Source organism: Nonomuraea sp. NPDC049309, assembly GCF_043196965.1.
Classification (GTDB): domain Bacteria; phylum Actinomycetota; class Actinomycetes; order Streptosporangiales; family Streptosporangiaceae; genus Nonomuraea; species Nonomuraea fastidiosa.
On sequence record NZ_JBICSH010000005.1, the window covers coordinates 416058 to 433129 of the forward strand.

Here is a 17072-nt window from a genome sequence, read left to right on the forward strand (position 1 = left end):
GCGCGGCCACCACGACGTCGTTGTCGCGGCGGCCGCGCCGCCCGGTCATCGCCGTACCCGGCTCGCGGCCGGTCGCGAACGATGACCCTTGCCGGCCCCTCATCCCGGCGGCACCGGCCGGCATCGCCCGCCTCCCCTCCGTGGCGGACGCGGTCCGTTGTCACGGCGCGCCGTGAGCCGAGGGCCGATCGGCAAGGCTCACTTCGACAGGTAGAGGGTCTCCCAGGTGCCGCTGTACCGGCACTTCGCCGAGGGGCGGGCGGCGCGGGGCTCGGAGCAGACCTTGAGCTCGATCTGGTACACGTCGTTCTGGCGGAAGGAGAAGCGGACCGGGCTGCCGAAGGTGCAGTCGCGGACCCAGCGCTCGCGGAAGGGAAGCTGGTTGCCGTCGCGGTAGGTGATGCGGAAGAGCGCCCAGCCGCAGGAGGAGCGGCGGGTGTTGTCGTACACCTTGCCGGAGATGCGGACGGTGTCGGCCGTGGGCAGGGTGGCGTGGTCCTCGCCGGTGATGGTCAGCGTGCCCAGGGCTTTGGCGGCGCGACGGGGAGCGTAGTAGGTGCCCCAGCGCTTGGCCGAGGTGCCGGCCGAGGCGGTGATCTCCGTGGTGGTCCCGGCCGTGGTGGCGTTGGCGGCGGGAGCGAACGCGGCCGCGGTCGCGGCGGTGGCGATGGCGGCGGTGGCCAGGGCGAGAGTCCGGGAGAGCGTCATGGCGGCGATCCTTTTGGGCTGTGGCGTGCGTGCGATGGCATTACTGTGCGTTGAGGCGATTTCAAGCGGCTTACGGGGGCGATCAGTGGATTTCAGGTGACTTGCGGGGTCGCTTCAGGTCGCTTGACGGACCGTGTCGCCCCCGATTTCTCCGGATTGCGGACAACCGGGATCCGGCGATTTGGCCGGGCGGGTTCGATGCACTAAGAACCTGAGAGCAGGTCTGCACCGCGCCGCCGTGGGATCCGCGCGTGTCGCCTGGCCGGCGGGGGTTCCGGCATCGACATATACGCAATCAAGGGGAAATGTGACGTGAGTGATTCACGTGAGGACGAGTCCGCCGCGGCGGCGTCACCGGCCCGAGACGCCGCCACTGTGAAGGACGCCGCCGCCGGGAAAGCCACCGGCGCCGGGATGGCAGCTGCCGGGGAACACACCGCCGGGAAAAGCGCCGCTGGGAAAAGCGCCGCTGGGAAAGGCGCCGCTGGGAAAGAGGCCGCGGCCGTCGGTGCAGCCGATGTGGACGCGGCGGCGGGGCGGCTGGCGGGGATCGTGGCGACGACGCCGCTCGAGCGCAACCCACGCCTGTCCGAAATGACGGGCGCCGAGATCTGGCTCAAGCGCGAAGACCTGCAGACCGTGCGCTCGTACAAGGTGCGCGGGGCGTTCAACCTGATCGCGCAGCTCGGCGAGGAGGCGCGAGCGGCCGGGGTGGTCGCGGCCAGCGCGGGCAACCACGCCCAGGGGGTGGCGTACGCGTGCTCGGCGCTCGGTGTGCGCGGCCGGGTCTACCTGCCGCGCCTGACCCCCAGGCAGAAGCGGGACCGCATCGCGGCGCTCGGCGGCGACATGATCGAGATCGTGCTGGGCGGCGAGACGTACGACGAGGCGTCCGCCGCGGCGAAGGCCGACGCCGAGGCGACGGGGGCGACGCTGGTTCCGGCGTTCGACGACGTACGGACGATCGCCGGGCAGGGCACGGTGCTGCGCGAGGCGGTCGAGCAGCTCGGCAGGACGCCGGACGTGGTGGTGATCCCGGTGGGCGGCGGCGGGCTGCTGGCCGGTTCGCTGGCCTGGCTGCGGGAGCGGCACCCCGGCACCCGGGTGATCGGCGTCGAGCCGGCCGGGGCCGCCTGTGTGGCCGCCGCCGTGGCCGCCGGAGGGCCGGTCACGCTGGAGACGATCGACACGTTCGTCGACGGCGCCGCCGTGCGCCGGGCGGGCGACGTCACGTACCCGATCATCGCCGGCTCCGCCGTGGACCTGGTGGCGGTCCCCGAGGGCCAGGTGTGCAGCGAGATGCTGGCGCTGTACCAGACCGACGGCATCATCGCCGAGCCCGCGGGCGCGCTGGCCACCGCCGTGCTGCGCACGCCCGCGCTGACCGGCATCCCGGCGGGCGCGACGGTGATCTGCGTGCTGTCCGGCGGCAACAACGACGTCAGCCGGTACGCCGAGGTCGTCGAGCGCGCCCTGGTCCACGAGGAGCGCAAGCACTACTTCCTGGTCGAGTTCCCGCAGGAGCCGGGCGCGCTGCGCCGCTTCCTCGACGAGGTGCTCGGCCCCAACGACGACATCACGCTGTTCGAGTACGTCAAGCGCAACAACCGCGAGACCGGCCCCGCGCTGGTGGGCATCGAGCTGTCCAGCCCCGACGATCTTCCCGCGCTGCTGAAGCGCATGGAGGCCGCGCCGCACCGCATCGAGCAGATCGATCCGTCCAGCCCGCTCTTCCGCTTCGTCACCTGACGCGCCACCGCACAAGCGGCCACCCGTCAGGCGGTGGCGCGGTCGAGGTATTCGAGCAGGTGATGGTACGTCTTGCCGGTGGCGCGGGTCATGCCGAGCTCGCACGTGCGGTTGACCGAGGCGTGGGCGGTGCAGCCTGCGGCCTGGACGGCGGCGGCCTCCGCGCGGGTGGCCGAGGCGGTCAGCTCGGGGTGGAGCAGGCCGCGGTCGCCGGCGAAGGCGCAGCACTGCCAGCCGTCCGGCACGACCACCTTCTCGGCGATCGCCTCGGCGAGCCGGGTGATGGCGGCGTCGAGGCCGAGCCGGGTGGACGAGCAGGTGGGATGCAGGGCGAGGTTCGGCAGGCGGCGCTTGACGGTCAGCCGGGGCAGGAGGTGCTCGGCGGTGTAGGCGACCGCGTCGAGCACCTCGACGCCGGGGAGCAGGTGGCGGAAGCCCTCCGTGCAGGAGGCGGCGTCGCTGACGACCGGGATGCGCTCCCCGCCCGCGGCGCCCGGAACCGGAGCACCAAGAGCCGCGTCGCCGGCCGAGCCTCCGTCCGGCGCGGTGTCCCCGGTCAGGCCCAGGCGGCCGAGGGCCGTGCGGACCTGCTCCGCCATCGTGGCGTGGCCGTCGCCGTACCCCTTGGACGACCACGGCGTGCCGCAGCACAGGCTCGCGATCCCCTCCGGGACGAGCAGCTCGACCCCCGCGCGGGCGGCCAGGCGCTGGAACGCGGTCATCACGCCGGGCCCGCCGGCGGCGGGCGCGAACATCGTGTTGAGGCAGGACGGCAGGTAGATCGCGTCGGGCCGCCGCGACGGGCGCGGACGGCGGCGGGCGCCGCCCTTGGGCAGGTCGCGTGACCACTGCGGCACCGCGTCCGCTCCGGCGACGCGGCGCGCGGCACGGGCGGCGGCCTCGGACAGCGGGGCGGGGGCGACCGCGGCGGTGTCGAGGGCGAGGTTCATGGCCTGGGTGACGCCGTCCCAGTGGCGGGCGGCCGACGCCCAGCCCTTGTTCGCCAGGCGGCCGTGCCGCTCGGCGCGCAGCCGCTTGGTGAGCTCGCCGGTGTTGATGAGGACGGGGCAGGCGGTGGCGCACATGCCGTCGACGGCGCAGGTGTCGACGGCGTCGTAGGCGTACTCGGACTCCAGCTCGCGGGCGAGCGCGTGGTCGCCGGCGGCGCGGGCGGCGGCCAGCTCGCGGCGCAGCACGATGCGCTGCCGGGGCGTGGTGGTGAGGTCGCGGCTGGGACAGACGGGCTCGCAGTAGCCGCACTCGACGCAGCGGTCCACCTCGGGCTCGACGCTGACGACCCGCTTGAGGTCGCGCAGGTGGGCCTCGTCGTCGTCGGTGAGCACGACGCCGGGGTTGAGCGTGCCCGCCGGGTCGCACAGGCGCTTGACCTCGCGCATCACCTCGTACAGCTCGTCGCCGTACTGGCGGCGGACGAACGGCGCCATGACGCGGCCGGTGCCGTGCTCGGCCTTGAGCGTGCCGCCGCGGTCGAGGACGGCCGCCACCATGTCCTCGGTGAAGGCGGCGTAGCGGTCGAGGTCGGTGCCGAACCGCTCGTTGATCATGAAGTGCAGGTTGCCGTCCTTGGCGTGGCCGAAGATGACGCTGCGCTCGTAGCGGTGGGCGGCGAACAGGGCGGTGAGGTCGTCGCACAGGTCGGCCAGCGCGGGCACGGGGACGGCGACGTCTTCGAGCAGGGCGGTGGTGCCGCTGGGGCGGGCGCCGGCGACGGCGGCGTACAGGCCCTTGCGGATGTGCCAGAGCCCGGCGCGGCCGCCGGCGTCGCGGCTGAGCCTGGCGGGCACGGCGAGGCGCAGCTCGGCGAAGGCCCGCTCGGCGGCGCGCTCGCGCTCGGCGAGCAGCTCGGCCTCGGACTCCTGCCACTCGATGAGCAGCGCGGCGTGCTCCTGGACGGCGAGCGTGCGCAGCACGTCGTCGGCCTTGGGGTCGGTCTGGGCGACGCGCAGCGACTCGGCGTCGAGCAGCTCGACGGCGGCGGGCTCGGCGGCGACCAGCGCGGGCATCGCGGCCATGGCCTCGCGCAGCGCGGGGAAGACGAGCAGGCCGGTGGCGGCCAGGCGGTGGGCGGGCACGGTGCGGAAGACGGCCTCGGCGACGAACCCGAGCGTACCCTCGCTGCCGATGACCAGGTGGGCGAGGATCTGGGCGGGCGTGTCGTGGTCGAGGAAGCTGTTGAGGCCGTAGCCCATGGTGTTCTTGAGCGAGAACTGCGCCTGGATGCGGCGCACGGACTCGGGGTTGCCGCGCACGCGGTCGCGCAGGCGGGCCAGGCCCTCGTAGAGCGCGGGTTCGAGCGCGCGCAGCCGCTCGTCGGCGTCGGGCGCGCCGGTGTCGATGACGGAGCCGCTGGGCAGCACGAGCGTCATGGATTCGAGCGTCCGGTACGTGTTGGCGTGCGTGCCGCAGGTCATGCCGCTGGAGTTGTTGGCGACGACGCCGCCGATGGTGCAGGCCGACTCGCTGGCGGGGTCGGGGCCGAGCTTGCGGCCGTAGGGGGCGAGCCTGGCGTTGACCTGCCGGAGCACGGCGCCGGGCTGGACGCGGACGCGCGCGCCGTCGTCGAGCACTTCGATGCCGCGGAAGTGGCGGCGAGTGTCGACCAGCAGCTTGTCGCTGACGGCCTGCCCGCTGAGGCTGGTGCCGCCGGAGCGGAACGTGATCGGCAGCCCGGCCTTGAGCAGGGCGGCGACCTGCGCGGTGTCGCGCGGCACGAGGACGGCCTGCGGGGTGAGCAGGTAGTGGGAGGCGTCGTGGGCCAGGCCGAGCCGGTCGCTCGCCCTCGTCCGGGCGATCCCCGGCACGGCGGTCTCGACCGCGGCGAGGAGTGCGGGGTCCGGCTGGTCGATCACGGTAGGTGCTTCCTTAGCGTCGCGGGTCGATGTGGATCTTGGGTCCCGGGCCTTGCGGGCGGCGCCCGGCCAGCGCCTCGGCGGTCTCGGCGAGCCCGATCGTGGCGGCGACCAGCGGCCGGGCGTCCACCGAGCCGTCGGCGTAGGCCGCGGCGGCCCCGTCGAGTCCGGCTGAACCGCCGAGAATACCGACTGCCGTCACGTCCTTCAGCACCAGGTCACGGGTGTCGATCGCGGACGGGTCCGGGGCGAGGCCGATGTAGACGGCGCGCCCGCCGGGCTCGACGAGGGACAGGGCGAGCGCGGGCAGCTCGGGCGCGGTGGAGGCGTCGATGACGGCGTGCCAGGGCAGGTCGGGCAGCTCGTCCCGGGTCCAGACGCCGGGGAAGCCGAGGCCGGCGGCCAGGCCGAGCTGGGCGAGGTCGCGGCCGAGCAGGTGGACCTCGGTCCCCTGGGCGCGGGCGAACAGCGCGGCGAGCAGGCCGATGGTGCCGGTGCCGAGGACGAGCAGCCGCTCCCCCGGGCCGAGCGCGGCGGCGCGTACGGCGCGCAGCGCGTTGCCGCCCGGCTCGACCAGTGCGCCGAGCGCGGGGTCCAGGTCGTCGGGCAGCGCGTGCAGCGCGGCGGCCGGTACGGGGAGCCGCTCGGCGAGCGCGCCGGGGCGGCCCCTGCTGATGCCGATCTCGGCGAGGCCGGCGCACACGTGGTGCCGCCCGGCCAGGCAGCGCGCGCACCGGCCGCAGCCGAGCATGGTGTCGCCGGTGACGCGGCGGCCGAGCCAGGCGGGGTCCACGCCGTCGCCGACCGCGCTGACCCGGCCGCACCACTCGTGGCCCGGCCGCAGCGGGTACCAGGCGCGCCCGGTGCTCAGGTAGCTCATCCTGCCGGTGAACAGCTCGACGTCGGTGCCGCACACGCCGGCCCGCTCGACGTCCACCACGACCTCGCCGGGCGCGGCGCGCGGCGGCTCGACCTCCTGGACCTCGGCCTGGCCGGGGCCGGTGAGCACCAGGGCGCGCATCTAGCGGGGTCCGACGACGGTCTGCCGCTGGGTGCCCAGGCCGTCGATGCCCAGCTCCATGACGTCGCCGGGCTGGAGCCAGACCTGCGGGTCGTGGCCCATGCCGACGCCGGGCGGGGTGCCGGTGTCGATGAGGTCGCCGGGCTCGAGGACCATGAACTGGCTCAGGTGGTGCACGATCACGTACGGGTCGAAGATCATGGTCTTGGTGTTGCCGGTCTGGCGGCGCACGCCGTTGACGTTCAGCCACATGCCGAGGTCGCGCACGTCGGGGATCTCGTCGGGGGTGACCAGCCAGGGCCCTGCGGGGTTGAACGTCTCGGCCGACTTGCCCTTGCTCCACTGCCCGCCGCGTTCCATCTGGAAGGAGCGCTCGCTGACGTCGTTGACCACGCAGTAGCCGGCGATCGCGTCCCTGGCCTCCTCGACCGAGTCGAGGTAGGAGGTGCGGCGGCCGATGACGATGCCGAGCTCCACTTCCCAGTCGGTCTTGGTGGCGCCGCGCGGGATGCGCACGTCGTCGTACGGGCCGACGAGCGTGTTCGGCGACTTGGTGAACAGGATCGGCTCTTTCGGCACCGCCTGCCCGGTCTCGGCGGCGTGGTCGCTGTAGTTGAGCCCGATGCACAGGATCTGGTGCGGCCGGGCGATGGGCGCGCCGACGCGTTCGCCGGCGAACTCGCGTACGTCGCCGCGGGCGATGCGCTCATCGACCACGGAGGCGATGGATGCGGGGCCGCCCGCCGCGAAGAAGCGCTCGTCGAAGTCGGGGGTGACGTCGGAGACGTCGACGTAGCGGGTGTCGTCGACGCGGACGACGGGCTTCTCGGCGCCGGGGGCTCCGATGCGCATGAGGTACAAGGCGGCTCGCCTCCAGGTCTCTGCTGACGACGGCGGTGCGACGGTTTTCCCCATTATGAGAGGCTGTCGTCCCGCGGTGACCAGTGGTAGGCGGGTGCGGACCGCAGCGCGCCGAGCGCGTCGGGCACCGCTCCGGGAGGCGGGCGGCCCGCAGAGCCCGCGCTAGCCGTTCAGGGCCGGGCCGAGCCTGCGCCACTCCTCGCGCGGGAAGCCCTTCGGGTCGTCGGTGAGCACCTGGACGGTCACGTGGTCGGCGCCGGCCGCGCGGTGCTCGTCCACCCGCCGCTTGACCGCCTCCTCGTCGCCCCAGGCGATGAGCGCGTCGAACAGCCGGTCGCTGACGGTCTCGAGGTCCTCCTGGGAGAAGCCGAGCCGCAGCAGGTTGTTGGCGTAGTTGGGCAGGGACAGGTAGCCGCGCAGCCAGTCGGTGCCGATCGCGCGTGCCTCGTCGCGGTTCGAGCACAGGATCGCGGTCTGCTCGGGCAGCAGCAGCGGCCCCGCGCCCAGCGCCTCGCGGGCCCGGCGGGTGTGATCGACGGTGACGAGGTACGGGTGGGCGCCGCGCGAGCGCTCCTTGGCCAGCTCCAGCATCTTGGGACCGAGCGCGGCCAGCACCCGGTCGCCGGGCCGCACGGGCTGCTCGGCGGTGTCGAGCCCGTCGAGGAAGGCCGACATGGCGGCGAGCGGGCGGCGGTAGCGGCCCGGCTCGGTGGAGTCGATCAGGGGGGCGTGGCTGACCCCGATGCCGAGCAGGAACCGGTCGCCGTGGGCCGCCGTCAGCGACGCGTACGAGGCGGCGGTCTCCTCGGCGGTGTGCATCCACAGGTTCAAGATGCCGGTGGCGATCGTCGCCTGCCGGGTGGCCGACAGCAGCCGCTCGACCGCCTCGAAGACCGGCCCTCCGACGTCGGGTATCCACAGCGCGGTGAACCCGAGCTCCTCCAGCTCGGCGGCCGCTTCGGCGGCCTCGCCCGGGTCACCGTGCCTCAGTTGCGTGCTCCAAATGCCCGCGCCTGCAAGATTTTTCATGATTCTCGTGATACCACGCCGATCGGCCCGAGCGGAGCTCCGCCACGCCCTTCAGCGGATCGGCGCGACGACGTACCGCATGGTCGCCCAGGCCGCGTACAGCAGCGGGGAGGTGAGCAGGAGCAGCCCGGCCACCGGCTTGACCAGGACGACCGCGACGGCGAGGCCGAGCACGACGAGGGTCGCCGCCGCCAGGTACCAGCGCCGGGCGACCAGGAACAGGCAGGGCAGCACCAGCGCGCGCAGCCGCGTGCGTTCCGCTGCCGTCCTGGGCTCGCCGGCCAGCACCAGCAGCGCGAACGCCACCGAGATCACCAGCGCGGCCGCCGTGCAGAAGAACGGCACCAGGGCCGGGCCCCAGCCGGTGCCGGCCACGGCCGCCGCGTCCACCGCGAGCACCGCGACCGCCGTCCCCGCCGCCGCCCAGACGGCCAGCGCGCGCCGCCAGGTCCGCCGGTAGGCGCCCCAGAACGCGCGCAGCACGCCGGTGTCTCCCGCGTCCAGCGCCTCGAAGCAGCCGAACGCGCCCGCCAGCGCCGGCGCGCACAGCAGCGACAGCACGCCGAAGAACGGCCAGGAGGCGAGGGGGTCACGTACGACGGCAAGGGCGAGCAGCAGCGGCGCGCAGGAGAGCGCCAGCAGCACGTTCGTCATGAGGCCGACGTAGACGGTGGAGAACACCTTCTCGTAGGTCTCCTGGCGGGCGGGGCGCAGCAGCCGGCGCGCCACGCCGCCGCCGCCCTCGGGGACGTCCCGCGGCGCGCTCATCCCTTGAGCCCGCTCGTCGCGATGCCGCGGATGAAGAACCGCTGGCCGAACAGGAAGATCACCAGGATGGGCAGCACCGACAGCACCGAGCCCGTCATGATCATCGCGTACTCGGCCTCGTACTGGCCGACGAACGAGCGCAGGCCGAGCTGCACCGTCCACAGCTCGTTGCTGGTCAGGTAGATGAACGGGCCCATGTAGTCGTTCCAGGTGTTGACGAACGTCAGCAGCGCCAGGCTGGCCAGCGCCGGCTTCGACAGCGGCAGCATGATGCGGCGGTAGATGCCGTACTCGCTGAGGCCGTCGATGCGCGCCGCCTCGCACAGGTCGTCGGGGATCGACATGTAGTACTGCCGCATGAGGAAGACGCCGAACGCGCTGAACGCCTGCAGCAGGATGATCGACCAGAACGTGTCGGTCAGCTCGGCCCGCTGCATCATGATGTACTGCGGCACCATGTACGCCTGCCACGGCACCGCGATGGTCGCGATGTAGGCGAGGAACAGCCCGTCCCTGCCGGGAAAGCGCACCTTGGAGAAGCCGTAGGCGGCGAAGCTGCCGGTCAGCACCTGCAGCGCGGTGATCGTCACGGACAGGAACGCCGAGTTGCCGAGGTAGGTGAGCAGCGGGATGCGTTCCCAGATCTCCACGAAGTTCTGCCAGCGCAGCTCGTCGGGGATCCACTGGATCGGCACCGAGAAGACCTGGTTGTCGCGTTTGAGGGAGGACGACACCATCCACGCGAACGGCACCAGCACCAGCGCCGCGATCACGATCAGGCCGATGTAGGCGGGGACGGTGCGGAGCAGCCGCCGCGCGCGGCTGCGCCCGCCGGCGGCGCCCGCCTCGGTGGCGGCTCCTGGCAGCGCGGTCATGACGTGCTCCTGCGCTCGTTGAGTCGGAACTGAAGGACGGTCACCGTCAGCACGATGAGGAACAGCACCAGCGCGATGGCCGATGAGTAGCCGAACTGGCCCTCGCGGATGCCTTCGCGGTAGACGAGCTGGGCCAGCACGAGCGTGCTGCGCCCGGGGCCGCCGTCGGTCATCACCACGATCAGGTCCAGCACCTTGAAGCTCTGGATCGTCAGCATGACCAGGACGAAGAACGTGGTGGGCCGCAGGCAGGGCAGCGTGACGTTCCAGAAGCGCTGCCAGGCGCCGGCGCCGTCCACCCTGGCGGCCTCGTAGTACTCGCGCGGGATGGTCTGCAGGCCGGCCAGGTAGAGCACCATGTAGTAGCCCATGTCCCGCCACACGCTGGTGATGATGACGGCGGGCATCGCCCAGTCGGTGCTGGCCACCCAGCGCGGCGGATCGGAGATGCCGATCGCCTCCAGGAACTGGTTGATCGGGCCCGCGGTCGGGTTGAACAGCATGTTCCACACGACCGCGACGGCGACCAGCGAGGTGATGTACGGGAAGAACGCGGCGGTGCGGAAGAACTGCACGCCGCGGATCTTCCTGTCGAGGACGATGGCCAGGCCGAGCGCGACGGCCAGCGTCAGCGGGATGTGCCCGGCCGCGTAGAAGAGCGTGTTGCGCAGCGCGACGTGGAAGTTCTGGTCGCGCCACAGCCGCTCGAAGTTCTCCAGCCCGACCCATTCGGGGGTGCTGTAGGAGTCCCAGTCGAGGAACGCCAGCGCGAACGCGGCCAGCATCGGCACGAGCGTGAACAGGGCGAAGCCGATGAAGTTCGGGAGGATGAAGCTCCAGCCGACAAGGATGTTGCGCCAGGAGCGTCGGCGGCGGGGCGGTGCGGCCGGCGGCAGCGGTCGCGTCATTGCCTGTGTCATGGTGTCCTTCGGAACTCTCCGTGAGGCGCCGGAGGGCCCGGACGGCGGCCCGGGCCCGCGACCGCCCTAGTTGAGTACTTCGCTCTTGACGCGCTCGTTCATGGAGCGGATGCCGTCGGCGATCGACTTGTCGCCGACCATGATCAGCTCGTGTTCCTCGTTGAGGATCGTGTCGATGTCGGAGGTGTGCTCGCTGACCGGCATCTCCAGCACGACCTTGTCGGGCTCGAACGCCTTCTTCGACAGCTCGTCCTCGGGCATGCCCTTGAGCCCGAAGTACGCCTCGGTGATCTCGGGCGTCTGCAGCGCCGGCACCACGCCGACCTTCGTGATCGCCTCGGCGCCGGCCTTGCTCGCGGCGAACTCGACGAACTTCTTGGCGGCGTCGGCGTGTTCGGAGCGCTTGTTGACGGCGAACGCGGTCGGCGAGCCGAACGTGGTGACGCCGGTGGCGCCGGGCCGCTGCGGCATGGGCGCAAGGCCCCACTCGACGTCGGTGGCGCCCTTCTCCTTGGCCTCGAGGATGCCGGAGATGTACCAGGTGCCCATGGGCATCATCGCGGTCTTGCCGCTCTCGAACTGGGTGCGGTAGTCGGCCTGCTGCGACTTGGCGGTGCCGAAGTCGAGCACGGCGCCGGCGTCCTGGAGGCCCTTGGCCACGTTGTACTGGTCGGTAAAGAACGTGTAGTCGCCGCCGAGCTGATCGCCGCCGGTCTGCGCGGCGGAGATGGCCTGCACGACCGAGCGCCAGGTGTGGTGGTAGGCGCCGTAGACCTTGTCGCCGCCCTCGCCCGAGGTGAGCTGCTTGGCGATCGTGACGTAGTCGTCCCAGGTCATGCTCTCGGGCATCTTGACGCCCGCCTTCTCGAACAGCGTCTTGTTGTAGTACAGCAGCCAGAAGTCCTGCCGGTACGGCAGCGCGTAGTACTTGCCGCCGACGTCGAAGGCGTCCAGGCCCGCGAGGTTGCTCGTGTCCGTCGACTTCACCATGTCGGTGAGCTCGAGGAGCTGGTTGCGGCTGGAGTAGCGGGAGTAGTCGGTGACGTTCTTCATCGTGATCACGTCGGTCTTGTCACCGCCCGCCAGCATGGTGGTGACCTTCTCCGGATAGTCGTCGGCGAGGATGTCGACCGGCTTGATGGTGATGTTCGGGTTGGCCTGCTGGAAGGCGTCGAACAGCGCCTTGAACTCGGGCGTCTTGGCCAGGTTCCACACCGTGACGCTCAGCGTGATCTTGCCGTTGGGGTCGGCGGGCTCGGAGCCGCCCGAGCCGCAGGCCGTGAGGGTCAGCGAGAGCGCGCCCGCCAGGGCCAGGCCCTTGACCGCCTGCCGCCGCGCACCGCCCTTGCCTGACGTGATCATTGATCCGGTCTCCTCTCCGTCACAGGGGGTTGGTCAGGCGCTGACGGCGAACTCGTCCGGCGTGACGGCCGTGCGCAGCGGCAGGCCGGCCAGGTGGCGTTCGAGTTCGTCGAGAGCGCTGTCGCTCATGCGCCGGGTCTCGCTGCCCAGCGAACCGGCGATGTGAGGGGTGATCATGACGTTGGGCAGCTCGTACAGCACCGACTCGGCGGGCAGCGGCTCGGGGTCGGTGACGTCGAGGATGGCGTCGAGCCGCCCGGAGGCGCACTCGCGCTCCAGCGCCGCGGTGTCGAGCACGGCGCCGCGCGCGGTGTTGATGACGGTCGCGCCGTCGCGCAGCATGGCCAGCTCGGCGGCGCCGATGAGGTGCCGGGTGGCGGGCAGCGAGGGCACGTGCAGGGTCAGCACGTGGCAGCGGCGCAGCAGCTCGGGCAGCTCGACCAGGCGGCCGCCGGCCGCGCTCACCTCCTCCTGCGCCGCGTACGGGTCCGAGACCAGCACGTCCACCTCCAGGCTGCGCAGCCGCTCGACGACCCGGCGGCCCACCCGCGAGAAGCCGACGACGCCGACCGTGCGGCCGCGGTTGCTCAGCTCGCCGCGCCGCGAGACGTAGTTCCAGTCGTCGCGGTGCTTGCGGGCGTCCTGGGCGAGGAACGGCGCCTTCTTGCCGGCGAAGATGATCGCGGCGAGGGTGAACTCGGCGACGGGGATGGCGTTGGCGTCGGCGGCGCTGGTCACCACGATGCCGCGGCGCCACACCTCGTCGGTGACGAACGGGCGCACGGTCCCGGCGCAGTGGAAGATGGCCCGCAGGCGGGGGGCGTCGGCCAGCCGTTCGGTGGTCAGCGGCGGGCAGCCCCAGGAGGTCAGCAGCACCTCGCACTCCCGCAGGCGGCGCCGCGCGGAGGGGGTGTCCAGGTCGTCGACGCAGATCGGGTCGCCCAGCTCGGCCATGTCCCGCAGCCGGCGCATCTGCCGCTGCCCGAACTGCAGCCGGTAGGTGTCCGGGTTCATGACCAGCAGGGCCTGGGGCCGCGTCATCGGGACGCGCCCGTGTGCCTGTCCGACCGGCCGGCGACGCGGATTCTGCTGTTCAACCTGATGCTCCTTGTTGCGTGGGTACGTCGGGTGTGTTTTCGGCACGCGCGCATGACGGCACGGCGAGAGAAGGGCGCCTGAAGGGGATCCGATCGGCAAACGATCAGCTTCGTTCATCTGTGATCGGTCGGCGTTGCCATGGAGTTAAGCGCGACCATGAGGAAAACGTCAAGAGGCAATCCAATCGCTCCGATCATCAACGTTCGCCTTAGATCACAACTGCTCAACAAAGCGGCCGGATGGGCTGGTGACCGCTTGACGGGCAACCGGGGCGCTGTAACCATCGCGTGAATCGATGGTTACGTAAACATCGTCTCGGCACGAAGGGACTCGTGAATGCCGCCCCTGGACGACCTGCGGCTGTCACCGTTCACCGGGTGGACGCGCGCGCACTGGGCAGACCTGGCCGACCGCATGCTGCTGGCGGCCCGCCGCCACGCCTCGCCCGGGCGCGCCAGGGTCTCCTTCCCCGGCCGGCCCGGCGGTTACGGCCCCGACGTGGACGCGCTCGAAGGCTTCGCCCGCACGTTCCTCGCCGCGGGCTTCCGCGTCACGGGCGAGAACGGCGCCGACCCGCTCAACCTCATGGAGTGGTACGCGGACGGCATCGCCGCCGGCACCGACCCGCACTCGCCCGAGCGCTGGGTCCGGCTCGACGAGCACGACCAGGCCAAGGTCGAAGCCGCCTCGCTCGCGCTCGTCCTGCACCTGACCAGGCCCTGGCTGTGGGACCGGCTCGACCCCGTCGTGCAGGAGCAGGTCGTCGACTACCTCAAGCCCGCCATCGGCTCGTGGTATCCGCCGATCAACTGGGTGTGGTTCCAGATCGTCGTCGAGCAGTTCCTCAAGTCCGTCGGCGGGCCGTACTCGGCGGAGGACATCGAGGCCGGGCTCGCGCTGACCGACGGCTTCGCCCGCCAGGACGGCTGGTACGCCGACGGCGACGAGCGCTCCTACGACCACTACGCCGGGTGGGCGCTGCAGTTCTACCCGCTGCTGTGGGCCGAGATGGCCGCGGGCAGCCCCGAGGCCGAGTCCCGCCGCCCCGTCTACCTGCGGCGGCTCGAACGCTACCTGGCCGACGCGGTGCACCTCGTCGGCGCCGACGGCTCGCCGCTCATCCAGGGGCGCAGCCTCACCTACCGGTTCGCCGCCGCGGTGCCGTTCTGGACCGGCGCCAGGTACGGGCTGGACACGCCCGCACCCGGGCTGCTGCGGCGGGCCGCGTCCGGCATCGCCCGCCACTTCGTCTCCCACGGCGCCCCCGGCGACGACGGACTGCTGACGCTGGGCTGGCACGGGCCGTGGCGGCCGATCGCGCAGTCGTACTCGGGGCCCGGCTCGCCGTACTGGGCGTCCAAGGGGCTGTTCGGGCTCACCCTGCCCGCCGACCACCCGGTGTGGACCGCGGTGGAGGAGCCGCTGCCGGTCGAGCGCGGCGACTACGGCCGCGTCCTGCCCGCCCCCGGCTGGCTGGTCAGCGGGACGCGGGCCGACGGCGTCGTTCGCGTCGTCAACCACGGCACCGACCACTCGCATCCCGGCTCGCACCTGACCGACTCGCCGCTCTACGCCCGCCTGGGCTACTCGACCGCCACCTCTCCCCTGCTCGCCGGGCCGCACGCCGCCCGGCCCCTGGACCAGTCGGTCACGCTGCTGTCAGCGGACGGCGAGCCGAGCCACAGGACCGGCTTCGACACGCTCCGCCTGGAACGGCTCGCCACCGGGACCGTCGCCGGCGGTTCGCGCTGGCGGGCGCACTGGGTGAAGCCCGACGAGGACGCGCCCGATCACGGCTCTGGGCGGTCCGGCGAGGTGCGGCTGGGGCCGTGGCTCGAGGTGCTGTCGGTGCTGCGGGGGGCCTGGGAGGTGCGGCTGGTCCGCGCACAGGCCGATCCCGCCGGCGCTCCGGCCGGCCGGCTGCGGGTCGGCGGCTGGCCGCTGCCCGCGGACGGCCCGCACGAGGACGGCCCGCACGAGAACGGCCCGCACGAGGACGGCCCGCACGAGGACGGCAAGGCCTCCCAGGTGAGCGACGGCAAGCTGTGCTCCGGAGTATGGGACGTGGCCGGGCTGGACGCCGGCGGGGTCACCTCGGCGGACGACGCCTCGCCGCTCGCCCGCTGGACGCTGGTGCCGTGGCGGGCGACGAGCGGCCCGGCCCGTACGGACGTCTGGTACGCGGCGGCGATCCACCTCGGCGCGGCCGAGCCCGGCGAGCCGCCCGCCGTGGCGTGGGACGGCCCGCGCTGCCAGGTGAGCTGGCCGGACGGTGTGAGCGACGCCTTCGAGCCCGCTCCGCTGCTCTCCTGACCCGCCCGCCTCGGGGGCGGGCGGGTCAGGAGGACGACTCGCGGACGATGAGCTGCGGCCCGACCACGACGCGGTGCGCGGGCCTGTCGGGGTTGCGCAGGCGTTCGAGGAGCAGCGTGAACGCGGCCCGCCCGATGTCGTTCTTCGGCGGCCGGATCGCGGTGAGCGGCGGGTCGCACAGCTCGGCCACCTCGTCGTCGTACGTGACCACCGCCAGGTCCTCCGGCACCCGGATGCCGCGGTCCTGGCACCGCTCGACCAGCGAGATGGCCTCGGGGTCCGAGTGCACGAGCAGCGCCCTGGTGCCGGAGGCCAGGCAGGCGTCGAGCACGTCGTCGAGCGCCTGAGCCCAGCCGGGGTCGCGGCGGTCCACCGTACGGGCCTGGGGCGTGCCCTCCATCTCCAGCCCCAGCTCCTCGCAGGCCTGCCGCCAGCCGGCGCGCACGTGCGGGGCCGTGGGGCTGCTGATCGTGGTGATCAGCCCGACCCTGCGGTGCCCGAGCACGGCGAGGTGGCGTACGGCCATCGCCGCGCCGAGCGCATGGTCGCTGACGACCGACTCCATGGCCTCCCGGTAGGGCCCGACGGCCGCGGCCCGCTCGATCAGCACCACCGGCACCCCCGCCGAGTGCAGCCAGCGGACCAGCTCCTCGCCCTCGTCGCTCTCGGTGGTGGGCGCGACCAGCAGCCCGTCCACGCCGACGGACTCGATGAGCGAGGCGAGCTGGCGGCGCTCGTCCGCCACCTGGTACGTGGCCCCGCGCAGCACCACCCGCACCCCCGCCTCCGCCGCGGCCTCGCGCACGCCGCGGATCACGTCGGGGTAGTAGTAGTCGAGCGAGGGCACGACCATGCCCACCGTGAGCGGGCTGCCCTGCTGGGCGGGGGCCTCCGACGGCTCGCGTGCGGGCTGCGGCTCGGGCGCGGGCGGCTCGGTGAGCGCGGCGCCGCCGCGTACCCGGCGGATGACGCCCTCTTCGGCGAGGAGCGTGATGTCGCGCCTGATGGTGATCGCCGACACCGCCAGCTCGGTGGCCAGGTCGTGCACGCGCATGATGCCGCGCCGCCGCAGCAGCTCGACCAGCCGGTTGCGCCGCTCGTCCGGCAGCCTGCCCGCCGCGTCGGAGCCGGCGCGCGTGTCGGCGGCTCGGCCGTTTCGCTCCTCGTCCTGGTCTTCGGCAGGTGATGCGCCCGTGGCCACGTTGGTCATACTCCTCCTTGCCGACGGCCATAGTACCGATCGAAACTGATCAAAGGTGAATTAACAAGTAACAGACATGATTCGTTTGTGACGGCCCTCGGACGTGATCAGGCCTCGGGCCGGTACCGGCCGCCACGCCGCCCCGCCTACCGTAGTGCGCCTTGATCACCCTGGCAGCCGGGAGCGCCGGGGTCCCGCGCGGCCGATCCTCGCGGGCCTCGTCGGCGCCTCCGCCACGCATTCGCGCCCATGCGCCCACGAGCAGAAGCGGGATCGCCCCTCGTCCGCCCACCAGCA

Annotated in this window: 13 protein-coding genes; 2 read left to right on the forward strand and 11 right to left on the reverse strand. The window is 72.6% G+C overall.

The features are described 5' to 3' along the window. Nucleotides 1–198 precede the first annotated feature (198 nt). Nucleotides 199–708 (reverse strand): hypothetical protein, encoded by a 510-nt coding sequence (locus ACGFIM_RS30335; RefSeq protein ID WP_393206997.1) that lies wholly within the window; start codon nt 706–708, stop codon nt 199–201. Between the two features lie 414 nt (nt 709–1122). Here ACGFIM_RS30335 and ilvA point away from each other — a divergent pair, with 414 nt between their 5' ends. After that, the gene (gene ilvA / locus ACGFIM_RS30340) at nt 1123–2457 is read left to right on the forward strand and encodes a threonine ammonia-lyase IlvA (RefSeq protein ID WP_393207775.1); all 1335 of its coding nucleotides are present in this window, start codon (nt 1123–1125) and stop codon (nt 2455–2457) included. A 26-nt stretch (nt 2458–2483) separates the two neighbouring features. Here the strand turns inward: ilvA and ACGFIM_RS30345 are convergent, their stop codons facing one another. The 9 genes from ACGFIM_RS30345 to ACGFIM_RS30385 all read right to left on the reverse strand — a co-directional run bounded on the left by ACGFIM_RS30345 (nt 2484) and on the right by ACGFIM_RS30385 (nt 13204). Then, nucleotides 2484–5327, reverse strand: coding sequence for an FAD-binding and (Fe-S)-binding domain-containing protein (locus ACGFIM_RS30345; protein WP_393207000.1), 2844 nt, complete (start codon nt 5325–5327; stop codon nt 2484–2486). A gap of 13 nt (nt 5328–5340) precedes the next feature. Further along, nucleotides 5341–6348 carry a zinc-binding dehydrogenase gene (locus ACGFIM_RS30350; protein WP_393207003.1) on the reverse strand — a complete coding sequence of 336 codons (1008 nt, stop codon included), beginning with the start codon at nt 6346–6348 and terminating at the stop codon, nt 5341–5343. Beyond that, complete coding sequence (locus tag ACGFIM_RS30355) at nt 6349–7200, reverse strand: fumarylacetoacetate hydrolase family protein (protein WP_393207006.1); 852 nt, start codon at nt 7198–7200, stop codon at nt 6349–6351. 171 nt (nt 7201–7371) lie between these two features. After that, a complete protein-coding gene (locus ACGFIM_RS30360) occupies nt 7372–8238 on the reverse strand; it encodes an LLM class F420-dependent oxidoreductase (protein WP_393207009.1) in 867 nt (288 codons plus the stop codon). Between the two features lie 51 nt (nt 8239–8289). Further along, entirely contained in the window at nt 8290–9006 is a 717-nt protein-coding gene (locus ACGFIM_RS30365) for a hypothetical protein (RefSeq protein ID WP_393207012.1), read from the reverse strand. Then, entirely contained in the window at nt 9003–9881 is an 879-nt protein-coding gene (locus tag ACGFIM_RS30370) for a carbohydrate ABC transporter permease (protein WP_393207015.1), read from the reverse strand. The genes ACGFIM_RS30365 and ACGFIM_RS30370 overlap by 4 nt, the downstream gene beginning before the upstream one ends. After that, on the reverse strand, nt 9878–10789 hold the full coding sequence (locus tag ACGFIM_RS30375; RefSeq protein ID WP_364065191.1) for a sugar ABC transporter permease: 912 nt from the start codon (nt 10787–10789) through the stop codon (nt 9878–9880). Before ACGFIM_RS30375 ends, ACGFIM_RS30370 begins: the two co-directional genes overlap by 4 nt. A gap of 78 nt (nt 10790–10867) precedes the next feature. Then, a complete protein-coding gene (locus ACGFIM_RS30380) occupies nt 10868–12163 on the reverse strand; it encodes an ABC transporter substrate-binding protein (RefSeq protein WP_393207019.1) in 1296 nt (431 codons plus the stop codon). 33 nt (nt 12164–12196) lie between these two features. Continuing rightward, nucleotides 12197–13204 carry a hydroxyacid dehydrogenase gene (locus ACGFIM_RS30385; RefSeq protein ID WP_393207022.1) on the reverse strand — a complete coding sequence of 336 codons (1008 nt, stop codon included), beginning with the start codon at nt 13202–13204 and terminating at the stop codon, nt 12197–12199. A gap of 393 nt (nt 13205–13597) precedes the next feature. Here ACGFIM_RS30385 and ACGFIM_RS30390 point away from each other — a divergent pair, with 393 nt between their 5' ends. Further along, nucleotides 13598–15574, forward strand: a complete 1977-nt coding sequence (locus tag ACGFIM_RS30390; RefSeq protein ID WP_393207025.1) for a DUF2264 domain-containing protein — start codon at nt 13598–13600, stop codon at nt 15572–15574. Nucleotides 15575–15599: 25 nt separating this feature from the next. On the opposite strand, the gene ACGFIM_RS30395 is transcribed toward ACGFIM_RS30390, so the two are convergent. Then, complete coding sequence (locus tag ACGFIM_RS30395) at nt 15600–16784, reverse strand: substrate-binding domain-containing protein (RefSeq protein ID WP_393207028.1); 1185 nt, start codon at nt 16782–16784, stop codon at nt 15600–15602. Nucleotides 16785–17072: the final 288 nt, after the last annotated feature.